The organism is Streptomyces sp. JJ66 (assembly GCF_019303495.1).
Classification (GTDB): domain Bacteria; phylum Actinomycetota; class Actinomycetes; order Streptomycetales; family Streptomycetaceae; genus Streptomyces.
In genome coordinates, this window is the sequence record NZ_JAEVFI010000001.1 from 376,354 (window position 1) to 392,219 (window position 15,866).

Annotated in this window: 12 protein-coding genes; 2 read left to right on the plus strand and 10 right to left on the minus strand. The window is 71.7% G+C overall.

Annotation, left to right across the window (positions count from 1 at the left end; all coding sequences use genetic code 11):
- Positions 1-29: 29 nt before the first annotated feature.
- On the minus strand, positions 30-1,265 hold the full coding sequence (locus tag JJV70_RS01585) for a GTP-binding protein (RefSeq protein ID WP_308294633.1): 1,236 nt from the start codon (positions 1,263-1,265) through the stop codon (positions 30-32).
- A 59-nt stretch (positions 1,266-1,324) separates the two neighbouring features.
- On the opposite strand from JJV70_RS01585, the gene JJV70_RS01590 reads away from it, so the two are divergent.
- The gene (locus JJV70_RS01590) at positions 1,325-2,230 is read left to right on the plus strand and encodes a sucrase ferredoxin (RefSeq protein ID WP_219045655.1); all 906 of its coding nucleotides are present in this window, start codon (positions 1,325-1,327) and stop codon (positions 2,228-2,230) included.
- Between the two features lie 93 nt (positions 2,231-2,323).
- Here the strand turns inward: JJV70_RS01590 and JJV70_RS01595 are convergent, their stop codons facing one another.
- From JJV70_RS01595 to JJV70_RS01605, 3 genes are all read right to left on the minus strand, one after another.
- Entirely contained in the window at positions 2,324-3,940 is a 1,617-nt protein-coding gene (locus JJV70_RS01595; RefSeq protein WP_308294635.1) for a cation acetate symporter, read from the minus strand.
- The gene (locus tag JJV70_RS23445; RefSeq protein WP_374227223.1) at positions 3,937-4,617 is read right to left on the minus strand and encodes a DUF485 domain-containing protein; all 681 of its coding nucleotides are present in this window, start codon (positions 4,615-4,617) and stop codon (positions 3,937-3,939) included. Before JJV70_RS23445 ends, JJV70_RS01595 begins: the two co-directional genes overlap by 4 nt.
- 155 nt (positions 4,618-4,772) lie before the next feature.
- Positions 4,773-6,896, minus strand: coding sequence for a type IIA DNA topoisomerase subunit B (locus JJV70_RS01605; RefSeq protein WP_219045656.1), 2,124 nt, complete (start codon positions 6,894-6,896; stop codon positions 4,773-4,775).
- A 433-nt stretch (positions 6,897-7,329) separates the two neighbouring features.
- Here JJV70_RS01605 and JJV70_RS01610 point away from each other — a divergent pair, with 433 nt between their 5' ends.
- Positions 7,330-7,560 carry a hypothetical protein gene (locus tag JJV70_RS01610; protein WP_219045657.1) on the plus strand — a complete coding sequence of 77 codons (231 nt, stop codon included), beginning with the start codon at positions 7,330-7,332 and terminating at the stop codon, positions 7,558-7,560.
- Between the two features lie 113 nt (positions 7,561-7,673).
- Here the strand turns inward: JJV70_RS01610 and JJV70_RS01615 are convergent, their stop codons facing one another.
- The 6 genes from JJV70_RS01615 to JJV70_RS01640 form a co-directional block, all read right to left on the minus strand.
- On the minus strand, positions 7,674-8,513 hold the full coding sequence (locus JJV70_RS01615) for a trypsin-like serine protease (RefSeq protein ID WP_219045658.1): 840 nt from the start codon (positions 8,511-8,513) through the stop codon (positions 7,674-7,676).
- Between the two features lie 212 nt (positions 8,514-8,725).
- Positions 8,726-10,318 (minus strand): RNA polymerase sigma factor, encoded by a 1,593-nt coding sequence (locus JJV70_RS01620; protein ID WP_219045659.1) that lies wholly within the window; start codon positions 10,316-10,318, stop codon positions 8,726-8,728.
- Between the two features lie 384 nt (positions 10,319-10,702).
- On the minus strand, positions 10,703-11,665 hold the full coding sequence (locus tag JJV70_RS01625) for a FadR/GntR family transcriptional regulator (RefSeq protein WP_308294636.1): 963 nt from the start codon (positions 11,663-11,665) through the stop codon (positions 10,703-10,705).
- Positions 11,666-11,677: 12 nt separating this feature from the next.
- On the minus strand, positions 11,678-13,621 hold the full coding sequence (locus JJV70_RS01630) for an ATP-binding cassette domain-containing protein (protein WP_219045661.1): 1,944 nt from the start codon (positions 13,619-13,621) through the stop codon (positions 11,678-11,680).
- A gap of 124 nt (positions 13,622-13,745) precedes the next feature.
- On the minus strand, positions 13,746-14,492 hold the full coding sequence (locus tag JJV70_RS01635; protein ID WP_219045662.1) for an NUDIX domain-containing protein: 747 nt from the start codon (positions 14,490-14,492) through the stop codon (positions 13,746-13,748).
- Between the two features lie 73 nt (positions 14,493-14,565).
- Entirely contained in the window at positions 14,566-15,744 is a 1,179-nt protein-coding gene (locus JJV70_RS01640) for a DUF4192 domain-containing protein (protein ID WP_219045663.1), read from the minus strand.
- Positions 15,745-15,866: the final 122 nt, after the last annotated feature.

Here is a 15,866-nt window from a genome sequence, read left to right on the forward strand (position 1 = left end):
GCGGTGAGCGCGGTGGGCGCCGCCCGGGGTCAGTCCCGGGCGGCGTCCGCGTATCCGGCGGTGTCGGGGGCGACGTCGGTGGCGGAGCCGGTGTCGTCGCAGGGGCCGGTGTCGTAGGGGGCGGTGTCGCAGGGGCCGGTGTCGTAGGAGTCGGTGTCGTAGGAGTCGGTGTCGCAGGGGGCGGAGGTCTCGTCCGGCTCCTCGGTCTCGGCCCCGGCGTCGTCGCCCGCGTCCGGCATGTCCACGTACCGCAGTACGCCCCACATGCTGCTCGGGTCCGCCCGGTCGGCGTCCGGATCGGGCGAGGCGCACGCCGTCAGGCCCGCGTGCAGGGCGTCGGTGTCGATTCCGGCACCGATCAGCACCAGTTGGGTCGCCCGCCTCCCGCTCCGGGGCCACGGCTCCGGCGTGAAGCGCAGGAAACCGCCCACGGCGTGCACCGTCCAGCGTTGCTGCCCGCCGTCGCCGCTGAACCGCACGTAGCCCTTCAGCCGGTACAGCCCGGGCGGGCGCTGGTCGAGGAAGGTCAGCAGGCGGCGCGGATCGAGCGGGGGGCCGGCGGTGAAGGCCACGGTGTCGTAGGCGGTGTGCGGGTGGGCATGGCCGTCGTCGCCAGCGCACAGGTCCTCGAAGGAGAGCTGACGCACGGCCTGTTCACGTTGCCGCGCGGCGTCCCGGTCGAACAGCAGCTCCGGGTCGAGGCGCCCGTGCTCGGCGCTCACCACGGGGGTGCCGTCGGCCAGTTCGGTGAGCCGTGCCCGCAGCGCCGCACGCTCGGCGGCGGTGACGCGGTCCGTCTTGTTCAGCACCACCAGGTCGGCGACCCGCACGTGCCGCTCCAGCTCCGGGTGGCGGCGGCGCACGGCGTCGAACTCGGCCGCGTCCACCACCTCCACCAGGCCGCCGTAGGTGATGCGCGGATCACGGCTGGCCAGCAGCATCCGGATAAGTGTCTGCGGCTCGGCCAGGCCGCTCGCCTCGATGACGATGAGGTCGATGCCCGCGGCCGGGCTCGCCAGTTTGTCCAGCGTGTCGTCCAGGTCGCCGGTGTCCACCGCGCAGCACAGGCAGCCGTCGCCGAGCGACACCATGGAGTCAACCTGTCCGGCCACCGTCATGGCGTCGATCTCGATCGAGCCGAAGTCGTTGACGACGGCACCGATGCGCACGCCCCGCCGGTTGCGCAGCAGGTGGTTCAGCAGAGTCGTCTTGCCGGAGCCGAGGAAACCGGCGAGGACGATGACCGGAATGCGCTGCGTGACCACCTGGTGCCCTCCCTGTCGTGGAACAGCAGTCGATCGTAACGGAGGTTACGCTCGCCTCTGTGACGACCTGCGCCCTCGCCTCCCTGCTGGGGGACGAACCACTCGCGGCCACCGCGGCGACAGCCCGCACCTGGCTGCTGCTGGAACAGCCGGGCCCGTGGGGTGCGAACGCGCCGCACGACAGCCACCTGGACCCCGCCGCGGCGCACGCCCTGGCCACGGCGGCCGAGGGCACTGGCGTGCGCGTCGCACTCATCCGCCGCCCCGGCCGGCACGCGGACCACGGTGGTTCCACCCGGCGCCGCGTCTACCTCGCTCACACCGTGCCCGGCCGCTCCTGGCTGCGCGCCTGGCACACCACGGACCCCGCCGCGCTGGCCGCACTCGACTTCCCCGCGCTCGGCACCGGCGACCACACCGGTCTCGGTGAGCCGTACCGGGGTGACCCGCTCGCCCTGGTGTGCACCAACGGCCGCCGCGACCGCTGCTGTGCCGTGCTGGGCCGTCCGCTGGCCGCTGAGCTGGCGGCGTCCGGCGGCGCGAACGTCTGGGAGATCACCCACATCGGCGGTCACCGCTTCTCCCCCACGCTGCTGGTGCTGCCGTACGGATACGCCTACGGGCGGGCCGACGCGCCGCTGGTGAAGAGCGTGCTGACGGCGGTACGGCGCGGCCGCGTCGTCCTGGACCACTGCCGGGGCCGCTCCGCGTGGGACCAACCGGGACAGGCCGCGGAGCTGGCGGTGCGCGAGGCGACCGGTGAGACGGACATCGACGCGCTGTCCGTCACCGGGACCGACGACACGGTAACGGTCAGCCACCGCGACGGCCGCACGTGGCACGTCACCGTAGCCGCCGCCCCCGGCCCGCCCACGCCCGCGAGCTGTGGGACGCCTCCCGCCCCGCAGGCCCGCGTGCGCGCCGTCCGGATGGAATCCCGGCCCCCTCCGCACAGGCGGCCATGACGCGCGGCCGAGCGGCAGGCGACGACGCACTCGCGTGACGGGAAGCCGGGGGCCGGGAGCGCGCGCCGGGCTCCGCGACGGCACCGGGGGGCACTACACCGCGCCCGCGCCCGTCAGCGCGCGGACCTCTGTCTCCGCCTGCTGGAACGGGTCCGGCCGCCCCGGGTCCGTCAGCGTGCCCAGCCACCCGCACACGAAGCCCAGCGGGATCGAGACGATGCCGGGGTTCTGCAGCGGGAAAAGCGCGAAGTCGAGGCCGGGGAGCAGCGAGTCCGGGTGGCCGGAAACCACGGGTGAGAGGGCCACGAGGGCCAGCGCGGGCACGAGCCCGCCGTACACGGCCCACAGCGCGCCCCGGGTGGTGAACCGGCGCCAGAACAGCGTGTACAGCAGCACCGGCAGGTTCGCGGACGCCGCGACGGCGAAGGCGAGGCCGACCAGGAAGGCGACGTTGAGGTTCTGGGCCAGCAGCCCGAGCCCGATGGCCAGCGCGCCGATCCCCACGGCCGCCACCCGGGCGACGGCCACCTCGCTGGGCCGGTGCCGCACGCCCCGTCCACCCCGCCGGGGCCGCTGCCTGAGCGAGCCGTACAGGTCGTGCGCGATGGCAGCGGAGGAGGCGAGCGTGATGCCCGCGACGACGGCGAGGATGGTCGCGAAGGCCACCGCGGCGACCACCGCGAACAGCACCGTGCCGCCCGCCGTGCCCGCCCCGCCGCCGAGGAACCGCGCGAGCAGCGGCACCGCGGTGTTGCCCGCCGCGTTGTCGGCCCGCACGGTGCCGGAACCGAGCAGCGCGGCCGCCCCGAAGCCGAGCACGATCGTCATCAGGTAGAAGCTGCCGATGAGCCCGACCGCCCAGATGACCGAGCGCCGCGCGGCCCGCGCCGTCGGCACGGTGTAGAAGCGGGACAGGATGTGCGGCAGCCCGGCCGTGCCGAGCACCAGCGCGAGGCCGAGGCTGATGAAGTCGGCGCGCGAGGTCCAGTCCTGCCCGAAGAGCAGGCCCGGGGCGAGGAAGGCGTCGCCGTGCCCGCTGCGTTCGGCGGCCCCGGCCAGGAGGGAAGCCGGGTCGCCGCCGAAACGCAGCAGGACGAGGACGGTCAGGGTGAGCGCACCGCCCATGAGGAGGACGGCCTTGACGATCTGGATCCAGGTGGTGGCCCGCATGCCGCCGCACACGACGTAGACGACCATCAGCGCGCCGACACCGACGACCGTCCATGTGCCCGCGGCCCCGACGGTGTCGCCCAGCAGCAGCGTGACGAGCGTCCCGGCGCCCACCATCTGCGCCACCAGGTACAGCAGCGAGACGAGCACCGACGCCGTGCCCGAGGCCACCCGTACGGGTCGTTCGCGCAGTCGTGAGACCAGCACGTCGGCCAGCGTGAACCGGCCGCAGTTGCGCACCAGCTCAGCAACGAGCAGCAGCACGACGAGCCAGGCGACGAGGAAGCCGACGGAGTACACCATGCCGTCGTAGCCGTAGAGCGCGATCATCCCGGCGATACCGAGGAAGGAGGCGGCGGACATGTAGTCGCCGGACAGGGCGAACCCGTTCTCCATCGGCGAGAACAGCCGCCCGCCCGCGTAGAACTCCTCCGGCGAGCCCTGCCGCCGCCGTCCGGCCCACGTGGTGATGGCCAGGGTGACGGCGACGAAGACGCTGAACAGGACGATCGCGGGCAGCCGGTCGTCGTTCCAGTTCACTGGACCGCCTCCCGGGTGCGCTGCTGGGTTTCCCAGCGCAGCTCCAGCGCGAGCCGGTCGCGGCGCAGCCGGGCGTGCCAGGCGTAGGCGCAGGTCACCACGGCGGTGGTGAGGAACTGCGCCAGTCCTGCCAGCATGCCGATGTTCACGGGCCCGCCGCCGACCGGACGGGCCATCAGGCCGGGCAGCGTCGTGGCCGTGACGATGTAGGCCAGGTACCACAGGAGGAAGGCGGCGGTGACGGGAAAGACGAACCCGCGGTGCCTCCGCCGCACCTGCTGGAACGCCGAACTGCGGTGCACCGCGAGGTAGACGGCGGCGCGCGCGTCGGGCGGCAGGGTGGCGGCCGGCGGGCGCCGGTCCGTCCCCGGGGCGGCCCCGGCGTCCGGCCCCGCGTCCGGGCGGTGCGTCCTCGGGCCGTGCCCGGCGCCCGCCACGGGCGGCCCCGGCGTCCCGGGGGCGGGCACGGCGTCGTCAGCGTCCGCCGGCCGGGGCGCGAGAGGCGGCAGGGGCTGTGCGTGCCACGGGACGGCGCCCTGCGCAGGAGCGTTCCTGCGCGCTGGACCGGCGGCGTCGCCCGGCGGTTCCGGCTCAAGGCTGCCGGAGGCGACCGCGTCGTACCAGGGGTCCTCGTACCGCAGCCCGCCGCGGCCGTCGTACCCGTCCTGCTCGCTCACCGCACGCTCCTCGCTCGCTGGTGAGCCCCAGCATGGCGAGGCACCCGGCCCGAAACGCGGCAACCGGACGACCTTCACCATTTCAGGTGACGCCGAGCGGGAACCGCCGCCGGTTCCGGGCCGCGCGCACTCACCCGGCGCGGCCGCCGGGCGCGTCAGACGTCGATGCGGGAGCGGTCCAGGGTGGCGGCGGAGGTGGTGATGAACTCCTTGCGGGGCGCGACCTCGTTACCCATGAGCAGGTCGAACGCCTTCTCAGCCGCCTCCAGATCCCCGATGTTGATCCGGCGCAGGGTGCGGCGGCGCGGGTCCATCGTGGTTTCGGCGAGCTGGTCGGCGTCCATCTCGCCCAGCCCCTTGTAGCGCTGAATGGACTCCTTGAAGCGGACGTTCTGGCTCTGCAGCTCCAGCAGCGTCTGGCGCAGCTCGCTGTCCGAGTAGGTGTACAGGTACTTGTCCTGGCCCTTCTTGGGATTGACCAGCTCGACGCGGTGCAACGGGGGCACCGCGGAGAAGACGCGGCCCTGTTCGACCATGGGCCGCATGTAGCGCTGGAAGAGGGTCAGCAGCAGGCAGCGGATGTGTGCGCCGTCTACATCGGCGTCGGCGAGGAAGATCACCTTGCCGTAGCGGGCCTGGTCGATGTCGAACGTCCGCCCCGACCCGGCTCCTATGACCTGGATGATCGCCCCGCACTCGGCGTTCTTCAGCATGTCCGACACCGAGGACTTCTGGACGTTGAGGATCTTGCCCCGGATCGGCAGCAGCGCCTGGAACTCGGAGTTGCGGGCCAGCTTGGCGGTGCCGAGCGCCGAGTCGCCCTCGACGATGAACAGCTCGCTGCGGTCCACGACGTCGCTGCGGCAGTCGGCGAGCTTGGCGGGCAGCGCGGAGGACTCCAGCGCCGTCTTGCGCCGCTGCGCCTCCTTGTGCTGCCGCGCGGCGATGCGGGTGCGCGCGGCGGCCACGGCCTTCTCCAGCACGGCGGTGGCCTGCTGGCGGGCGTCCCGCTTGGTGGAGGTCAAAAACTCCTTCAGCTCGCGTGCGACCACCTGTCCGACGATGCGGGAGGCGGCCGAGGTGCCGAGCACCTCCTTGGTCTGCCCCTCGAACTGCGGCTCGGCCAGCCGGACGGTAACGACGGCTGTCAGGCCCTCCAGGGCATCGTCCTTGACGATGTCGTCCTCGGCCACGCGCAGCAGCTTCTTGGCGCGCAGCACCTCGTTCACCGTACGGGTGACCGAGCGTTCGAACCCGGCGACGTGGGTGCCGCCCTTGGGGGTGGCGATGATGTTGACGAAGGAGCGCAGTGTGGTGTCGTACCCGGTGCCCCAGCGCAAGGCCACGTCCACGGCCAGCTCACGGGTGACCTCCTTGGGCATCATGTGGCCCCGGTCGTTCAGGACGGGCACGGTCTCCTTGAAGGTGCCCTGCCCCTTCAGGCGTACCACGTCGCTCAGCGCGCGGTCGGGGGCCAGGTACTCGCAGAACTCGCTGATGCCGCCGTCGTAGCGGAACACCTCCGCGACGGGCCCCGTGTCGTCCAGTCCACGCTCGTCACGCACGGTGATCGTCAGCCCGGGGACGAGGAACGCCGTCTGCCGGGCGCGGGCGTGCAGCGTCTCCAGGGAGAGCCTGGCGTCCTTGAGGAAGATCTGCCGGTCCGCCCAGTAGCGCACCCGGGTGCCGGTGCGGGTCTTGGGGATCTTCTTGCCCTTCAGCAGCCCCGGCGAGGGGTCGAAGGGCGCCTCAGCACCGGGCTCGGTGAAGATGCCCGGCACACCGCGGCGGAAGCTGACGGAGTGGGTGCGCGCGTTCCGGTCCACCTCGACGTCCAGGCGGGCGGACAGCGCGTTGACCACGGAGGCACCGACACCGTGCAGACCTCCGGAGGCCGCGTAGGAGCCGCCGCCGAACTTGCCGCCCGCGTGCAGCTTGGTCATGACGACCTCGACGCCGGACAGCCCGGTCTTGGGCTCGACGTCGACGGGGATGCCCCGCCCGTTGTCCCGCACCTCCACCGAGCCGTCGTCGTGCAGGAGGACGTCGATACGGTCACAGTGCCCGCCCAGGGCCTCGTCAACCGCGTTGTCAATGATCTCCCACAGGCAGTGCATGAGGCCGCGGCTGTCGGTCGAGCCGATGTACATGCCGGGCCGCTTGCGGACGGCTTCCAGCCCCTCAAGCACGAGGAGATGCCGCGCGGTGTAGTTGGAACCGTCCCGGTCCGCTCCGGTCAGCAGCGCTGTGGACGACGGCACAGACGTCTCGGCGGTCACGCGGTTCGCTCCTCGCTGAATCCATAGGGGTGGCTTACTTGCCGCACAGAGAGTACCGAGGGACGAGAGCCCAGGTGAGCCGCCACCCACGGGTAAACCTATGCTAGAGGAGCATCGCATGCACGTTCGATAACTTCCGGGCATGACGTGCACATCACGTTCCCTTTGAGGCATGAACCATTTAGGCTCCGGGCACGTCCTCCGATACAAGAACGGGTGGTCGGCCGGCCAACCTGAAGCTGTGACCGGACGAACTGCATGAGACGTACACGCAACTAGTAACCTGCACTTACGGCTCTTTCGCCGCCAACCGGCAACATCCGTCCCTCGGGAACGGGAAGACCCCGAGGAAAACGCACCGGGCAGGAACATACTCGGGCTGGTTGGATGTTGACCCTGGTACGACAGCTCGTCGAGCTAGAGATGAGGCGACGTGACTACTGTTCTGACACCCGCGAGCCCGCTGACGGCGGCGGACCGCTGTGACCGCTGCGGCGCCCAGGCTTACCTGCGCGTCGTACTGGAGAGCGGTGGCGAGCTGCTGTTCTGCGCGCATCACGGCCGGAAGTTCGAGCCGGAACTGAAGAAGATCGCCACTGAGATACAGGACGAGACGGAGCGGCTCACCGCCACTCCCGCGAGTGCGTCCGAAGACGAGCGCTGAGTTCGCCCGCCGAACGTAGCCACCGTCCCAGACGAGCGTTCCGACCCTAGGGTCGGCGAAGGGTGGCCACCCGATCCGGGTGGCCACCCTTCGCCGTCACCAAGTGATTCTGGTCACATTCGCTTCTCGATCATCGCCCGATGCTTGCCGACCCGCGTATAGACACCGGGCAGCCCCTTCTCGCCGCAGCCGATCCCCCACGAGACCAGACCAATCAGCCGTCCCCCGGCGACCAGGGGGCCGCCGCTGTCCCCCTGGCACGCGTCCTGACCGCCCTCCGGCAGCCCGGCACACACCATGGTGTCGGCCTGATAGGTGCCCGCCACACCGCCGGGATAGGCCGACGCGCAGCGGCGGTCATCCAGCACCTGAACCCGGGCCGCGCGCAGACTGGTGGCATAGCTGCCGTTTCCCTGCGTGTCGCCCCAGCCGTAGACACGTGCCGGAGTGCCGGCCTCGTAAGCGGCGTCACCGGCCCTGGCCAGGGGCAGCGCCGCAGCCCGAGGGAGCGGACGGGCCAGGGTGAGGACGGCGAGATCGCCGGCGTTCGTCCGGCTGTTGTACCCCGGGTTGACCCACACCTCGGCCACGTCCACCTCGCGCCCCGTGCGCGTCCGCAAGTCATCGCGTCCACTGATCACCCGCAGGTCGTCCACGTGGGAGTGGTGCCTGCCCAGCACCTCCACGCCGAGGCAGTGGGCCGCGGTGACCACGGCCCGCGGGCTGACGAGGACACCACCGCAGAACTGGCCGGAACGGCCGGAGCCGAACAGGTCCCGGCTGGCCAGGGCAACCGCCCAGGGATGGTTTCCGGTGCTGGCGGGGCTCCCGCCGATGACCCGCTGCGTCACCGGCGGCGCAGCGGACGCGGAGCCGGGCAGCGTAGCGGCGGCGAGGGTGGCGGGCAGGGCCAGGCTGAGGGCGCCGAGCACCAGGCGCGAAAGAGTTCTCATATGGCTTCCTGACTCTACGCACTCAAACGCTCACAGAGCCTTCACCACGCGCGCATGTCACCCCTTCACCGCGCCCTCCCGCGTCCTCTCCGGCGGGGGCGGCCCGGCGGCTGAGCCCGGACACGCGCAGCCCAGCCCAGGTCCCAGCACCCAGAGCGCACCGTGGGCCGCCCCCTGCGTCAAGGTGCGGCCCACGGTGGAACGGTCCGGCGTTAGTCCAGGTAGTCCCGCAGTACCTGGCTGCGGGAGGGGTGGCGCAGCTTGGACATCGTCTTCGACTCGATCTGGCGGATGCGTTCGCGCGTGACGCCGTAGACCTTGCCGATCTCGTCCAGCGTCTTGGGCTGTCCGTCGGTCAGACCGAAGCGCATGGAGACCACGCCCGCCTCACGCTCGCTGAGAGTGTCGAGCACGGAGTGCAGCTGCTCCTGGAGCAGCGTGAAGCTGACGGCGTCGGCCGGGACGACGGCCTCGGAGTCCTCGATGAGATCACCGAACTCGCTGTCGCCGTCCTCACCCAGCGGGGTGTGGAGGGAGATCGGCTCGCGGCCGTACTTCTGGACCTCGACGACTTTCTCCGGCGTCATGTCCAGCTCCTTGGCCAGTTCCTCCGGGGTGGGCTCACGGCCCAGGTCCTGGAGCATCTGGCGCTGGACGCGGGCCAGTTTGTTGATGACCTCCACCATGTGCACCGGGATGCGGATGGTGCGCGCCTGGTCAGCCATAGCGCGAGTGATCGCCTGCCGAATCCACCAGGTGGCGTAGGTGGAGAACTTGTAGCCCTTGGTGTAGTCGAACTTCTCGACCGCGCGGATCAGGCCCAGGTTGCCTTCCTGGATCAGGTCCAGGAAGAGCATGCCACGGCCGGTGTAGCGCTTGGCCAGCGAGACCACCAGGCGGAGGTTGGCCTCCAGCAGGTGATTCTTGGCCCGGCGCCCGTCCTCGGCGATGATCTCCAGCTCGCGCTTGAGCTTGGGGGCCAGCTTGTCGGCGTTCGCCAGCTTGTCCTCGGCGAACAGCCCGGCCTCGATGCGCTTGGCGAGCTCAACCTCCTGCTCGGCGTTGAGCAGCGGGACCTTGCCGATCTGCTTGAGGTAGTCCTTGACCGGGTCGGCCGTCGCGCCAGCCGCGGCCACCTGCTGGGCGGGCGCGTCGTCCTCGTCGTCGTCGGAGAGCACGAAGCCCTCACCGCCCTCGCCCTCGGGCTTGGGCTCGGTCTCCTCGGAGCCGCTCTTGCCGGGCTTGGGCGCTGACTCCTCCTGGGTCTCCTCGCCGCCCTCCAGCAGCTCGTCCACCACGGACTTCTTGGCGGTCGTCTTCTTCGCGGCTGTCTTCTTGGCGGCGGCCTTCTTCGCCGTCGTCTTCTTCGCCGCCGTCTTCTTCGCGGCGGCCTTCTTCACCGGCTTGGGCTCACCCGGAGCGGCGACCGCGTCCGGCTCCGGCGCGGCCTGAGGCTCGACGGTGGGCTCCTCGGCCGCCGGGGCGGGGGCCGCCTGCTTCGCGGCGGTCTTGGCGGCGGGTTTCGCGGTACGCCGGGCCGGTGTCTTTGCCGCGACGCTCTTGCGGGTGCGCTTGGGCGCCTCGGCGGCACTCACCATCAGCGTCACACCCTCCTCGTCGAGGATCTGGTTGAGGCTGCGCAAGACGTTCTTCCACTGGGTCGGCGGAATCTGGTCAGCCTCGAAGGCCCGACGCACATCGTCGCCGGCGATCTGCCCCTCAGTCTTTCCCCGCTCGATGAGCGCCATCACAGACTCGGACTCGGCGATCTCCGCGGGGAGCGTACGGGATGTGCTGGCCGACACGAACAACCTCTCGAAACGATGGAAACGACTTCGACCCCGTCCGTAGCCGGACGGGACCGACGAGCTCCGGTGAAGATGAACCGGCTGCCCGGGGTAACGGTGCAGGGAGGAATACAACGGCGTTACGGGAGGCCGTATTCCCTCTGCGGCTGCCACCTCTAGAACCATCGCGCTCTGGGGGAAAAGCGTTACGGACTTCCCGCGTGTCCCGAGTCACAGGGCATATGGGGCGATAGGCCACCAAGGCCGTGCGGGCGGAGGACGTCGGCTGGCCTCACGTGCTGGCGCCGGACCCTGCCCAGGAGCCTGGCGCCAGCACGTGAGGCGGAGGACGACAACGGACCGCGGCGGTGTCGCCAGGGGCATGACGAGACCGCGAGGGGTTCAGTGCTCGCGCGGAGCCGGCACCACGTGACCGTCGGCGGAGGGCGCTCCGGCGGTGGGCTCAGCGTGCACGGCGAGCAGCTGGCGCATCGCCGCTTCGGCGGCAGCGGGCTCCCCGGCGTCAAGGGCGTCGACAATGCGTCGGTGCTGGCTGACAGCGGCCTCGGTCGGGCGCTCACACCCGGTCGCCGCACCGCCGGAGACATGCAGTGCCGCGCAGACGATGCCCGACAGGTGTTCCAGCATGCGGTTACTCGCGGCCTGCAGGAGCAGGGAGTGGAACTCGGCGTCGGCCCGGGAAAAGGTCAGGCCGTCACCCTGCGGGAGCGCCCGGCCCATGATCTCGACCATGTCGGCGAGCCGCTGCTGGAGCTCGTCCCGGCCGTGTCCGACGGCCAGCCGGGCGGCCAGCGGCTCGATGGCGGCCCGCAGCTCGCGCAGTTCGCGGCGCTGGTCGTCGCGCTGGGGGCCGAAGGCCCGCCACTCGATGATGTCGGGGTCGAGCAGGTTCCAGTCGGTCACCGGCCGCACTCGGGTGCCGACGTTCGGCCGCGCGCTGACGAGGCCCTTGGCCTCCAGCACGCGCAGCGACTCGCGGACCACCGTGCGGGAGACCTCGAACCGCTGGCCGATCTCCTCGGGCACTAGGGGCCGGTCGGCGCCCAGGTCGCCGGAGACGATCATCTGGCCCAGCTGCTGCACCAGTTGGCCGTGCAGGCCACGGCCACGGTTGCCGGGCGTGCGGCGGCCAGCCCGGCCCATGTCGGAGTCTCCGCCGCCCCAGGCCGGGACGCTGGTGGTGGCCCGCGGAACGCCGGTGGACTCCGCGTAGGAGTAACGGTCCAGCTCACCGGGGCCGGAGTCGGCGGTGCGGGCGGCGGTCATCGTGGAGTGCGCAAGGGTAGTCACGCATCCTTTGTCGGCGGCCTTCCGGTCGGCCTTGAGGGCTTTGGTGAAAAGCACACGAAAGGGTGATCACCGGACAGTGTGCGATTGACGCTGGTCAGCGGCCCCCGCCAGGCCCGTCCAGCGCGCCCGACTGCGCAGCCGCGTGCAGGCGCAGGCGCAGAACAGCACGGCCAGCGAGACAGCGAGTGCACCGCTGACGGGCTGGGAGACCATCCGCGCGGCGGTCGGAGCCCACTCCTCCGCGCCGCCGGGCCAGCGCACCAGGAAGTACGGTTCGAGCCGCTGTGCGAGGGCGCCCACCGCACCCTCGCCGGAGCGCGCCAGCACCGCCCGCACGGCCGGTGCCACACCCAGCGGCACAGCGAGGACCGCCGCCGTACCCAGGAGCGTGGAGCGGAACACGGCTGCGGCCAGCACGCCCGCCCAGGCACAGCCCACGGCGAGCGCGCCCGTCGCGGCAAGCCCCAGCCCCCAGTGGGGCGGCAGGCCCAGGAAGCCGGAGCCGTAGAAGACGGTCAGGACCGCACCGTTGAGCGCGGCCGTCGTCACCGTCAGCAGCACGGTGGCGCACGTGGTGACGGTGAGCTTGGCGAGCAGCAGCCCGAGACGGCGCGGCACCGGCACCTGGGCCGGGGCGAGGGCGGGGTAGCGAAACTCCTGGCCGAACGCGAGGGCGCCGAGGAGCCCGGCGGCTGCCGCCAGCGGCGGCAGGGGCAACTGCTCGGGCCAGCCGGTGAGCGCGCGGACTCTCGCGGGTTCGCCGCCTCCGTAGCCGAGCACGAGCGCCGCCACTAGACCACCGGCAAGCGCGACGGCGGCGATGAGCCAGCCGCTGCGCACACCCACCATCCGGTGCCATTCGTACCGCAGCGGGCGGCACGGGCCCGCTGGAGGCACCGCGGGCAGCCGTGGCCAGTTCCCCGCCGGACGCACCGGGGTGGCCCCCGTTTCTGTGGCGGTCACCTGGCCCGTTTGCGAAACGGCGTCCTTTGGCGTACGGGGAGCCGGGGGAGTGTGGCCGTCGGCGCGGTCGAGCGGCACCGGGGGGTCTGCGCAGTCCCCTACCTCGTCGGCGAGCCGGTGCACGAGGATGCCGTGCCGGTAAGCCGTCTCCCCCACCATCGCGCAGGTGCTGTTGTAGACGCAGACCCGGCCGCCGTTCTCCTGCACCACCTCCACGGCGGTGGCTTCGCCGTCCGGTCCGCCTGCGCTGTTCGACCGCCGGGAGTCCACGGCGGACGTCTGCCGCGCCACCGCGAAGAGCTCCGCGCGCGCCGCACTGCGAGCCTCCTGGGTAAGTACCGCGGCGAGCCGCCTGGCGTGCGGCGTGGTGACCGCGACCCGCGGCCGCAGCCGGGTGCGCGCGAAGGCCGTCACCTCCTGGTCGGCCCGGAGCCTGCCGTCTTCGAGCGTGACCACCCGGTCGGCCAGGCGTGCCGCCTCCTTCGGGTCCCGCGTAGTGGCCAGGACCAGCCCGCCCTGCTGGGCGTACCCCCGCAGCAGGTTGTACAGCCAGGCGGCTTCCCTGGGCGTCAGCCCGTGCCCAGGGTCGTCCAGGACGAGTGTGTGCGGGTCGCCCAGGAGTGCCGCCGCCAGACCCAGCCGTCGGTCCATGCCGAGCGAGAAGGCGCCGAGGCGCTGTTCGGCGAGGCCGCTCAGCCCCACCACGTCCAGCAGCTCGTCCGCACGTGACGTCGGCACTCCCGCAGCGGCCGCCAGCATGCGCAGGTGCCCCCGCGCCGTGCGGCCCGGGTGGCCGGGCACATCTCCGAGGAGCACGCCCACCTCACGGACCGGAAGCGGCATCTGGCGCAGCGGCCGTCCGCGGAACAGCGCCACACCCCGGCCGCTCTGTAGCTGGAGCATCAACCGCAGGGCCGTACTCTTGCCCGCCCCGGCGGGCCCGAGGAGCGTGGTGATGCGTCCGGGCCGTGCCTCGAAGGTGAGGTCGTCGACGGCGGGCAACCGGCCGCGGCGGGGGTCGCTGGTGAGCCCAATCGCCTGAATCATCGCTTCTCCCGCTGAGCGCATGAGGGACGCCAAGCATGGTAACGCGACATTTCGGACTTTACGGGCGGCGCGCGGCCCAGGCGTAATGTGTCGCTTTTCCGAGGACCGATGTATCGCTCCTCGTTCACACCTCGGGTCGCAGCATGGGCGGGTTCAGGAGTGTCGCCCCGCCAGCACGGAACAGCTGGGCCGGTCGCCCTCCTTGACGCGTCGTCGTCCCGCCGGTCGGCACCAGGAAGCCCGGGGTCCCGGTGACCTTCCGGTGAAAGTTACGCGGGTCCAGCGCCACGCCCCACACCGCCTCGTACACCCGGCGCAGCTCGCCGACGGTGAACTCAGCGGGGCAGAAGGCGGTGGCGAGCGAGGAGTACTCAATCTTCGAGCGCGCCCGCTCCACGCCGTCACCGAGGATGCGGGCGTGGTCAAAGGCCAGCGGCGAGGAGGAGGCGTCTTCCCGCTCGGCCCCCGCAGAGACCAACAGCCGTTCCACCGGTGCCCACCGGGCCGTCTTCGCGTCACCACCGGAGACGGGAGCCGGAAGGTCAGGAGCCAGGACCAGATGAGCCACGCTGACCACCCGCATACGGGGGTCACGGTGCGGATCGCCGTAGGTGGCCAGCTGTTCCAGATGTGCGCTGTGCCCGTCCGGCTCCTGCACCTGGAGCCCCGTCTCCTCGGCCAATTCACGGGCGGCCGCCGTACTGAGGTCTTCATCCGGCAGGACGAAGCCTCCGGGGAGCGCCCACTGGCCCTGGAAGGGCGGCTCACCGCGACGCACGGACAGGGCACACAGAGCGTGCTGGCGCACGGTGAGCACGACCAGATCGACGGTGACGGCGAAGGGCGGGTAGGCCGACGGGTCGTAGGGCATGCCATGATCATAGTCGTCTCCCTGACGATAAACAGGGGCATCCTCCACCGCGCCCCGCGCTGGTGCGCTTGGCTCACTCCCACCCCCGGTGCGCTGCTCCGTTCGCCGCACGCTGCCCCCGCAGACACGACCGCAACGGCTCCGGGTCGAGACCGCTGTTGCACGCCGAGTGCAGCAGCCGGGCGAAGACGCAGCCCGGGTCGGTCTGCAGGGCCTGGCCGAGTGCTACCCGCGCCCCCGTAGCGTCTCCGCTGGACCAGGCAACCCACCCAGCGAGCGTGAGGGGCGCGGCCGCGTATTCCACATACGCGCCCACGCAACGACGACTGACCGCCCGCCACAGGCGCAACGCCGGTTCGGCATCCGCTCCCTCCATCCACTCGGCGGCCCGGTCCCGGGTGACACGGTCCTGCAGTCCCACAATGAGCGTCGCGGCCTCCTCGTCGGCCAGGGCCGCGTCATCCCGGGCGTCGGCCTCGGCCGTGCCCGGCCCCGCACCTGGCGGCGCCGTGCGAAACCGCGCGAGCAGGCGCTCGGTGACGCCCAGTACCTCCGAGCGCACTCCGTCCCTGGTGTACTCGCCGAGCATGCGGGGCAACAACGCGGAACCGGCGGCGTCCAGCGCCTGCTCCTGTGGGCCGGCCCGGGGCGGGCCGAGCGGGGTGAGCCGTGCCGTCAGGTCCTTGAGCGAGCCCTGTACCCGGATACCGGCGTAGGCGGCGGCCGCCGCCATGGGCGACGCGCCCGGCGGCGCCAGGGCCGAGCCCGTGGGCGGACAGCAGGCTGGCTGGGAGCAGCAGTAGGAGAAGTATCGCCCGCCGGAGATACACAGGGCTTCATGCACGGGCATGCCCAGCTTTTCGCAGGCGGTGCGCAGCTCCCGGGCGAGCGGCCGCAGCCGTTCGCTGGCGTCCTGCGGTGGCTCCCCCTCGTCCGGCTCCCGGCAGAGGTAGAGCACCGCCCCGTCCGGGTGATCCCCGCGTGCGGTGCTGTTGGCCCGCAGGCACTCGGCAACCTGCTGTGCCGTGTCGGACCACTCCTGGCGCACGGAGGGGATACCCACGCGGATGCGCCCGCCGAAGCGGCCGGACTCACCGTGTACCGCGACGAGCACGATGGAGTCGTCCGGGTGGTAGCCGAGCAGGTACGGAAGAGCGTCGGCGAGTTCACCAGGGCCGCGGAGCGTGACGTGCGGCTCGGTGGAGGGGTGGAGGGGGCTCAGGTGGCCGAGGGGCCGGTCGTTGTGCGTCATGGCTCCGACGATGGCAAACCGACGTGTTCACCCGTCCACAACGCATGACCTATGGTCGTACTGATCGGATGGTAGCCAGGTTGTCCACACCTGCGATTCGCCGCTGTCCGTCCCGTCGGGTT

What these genes read in the sequence shown, in the direction of transcription:
- JJV70_RS01615 (WP_219045658.1), bottom strand. Translation starts at nt 8,513, where the DNA reads ATGAGAACTCTTTCGCGCCTGGTGCTCGGCGCCCTCAGCCTGGCCCTG.
- JJV70_RS01630 (WP_219045661.1), bottom strand. Translation starts at nt 13,621, where the DNA reads ATGATTCAGGCGATTGGGCTCACCAGCGACCCCCGCCGCGGCCGGTTG.
- JJV70_RS01635 (WP_219045662.1), bottom strand. Translation starts at nt 14,492, where the DNA reads ATGCCCTACGACCCGTCGGCCTACCCGCCCTTCGCCGTCACCGTCGAT.
- JJV70_RS01640 (WP_219045663.1), bottom strand. Translation starts at nt 15,744, where the DNA reads ATGACGCACAACGACCGGCCCCTCGGCCACCTGAGCCCCCTCCACCCC.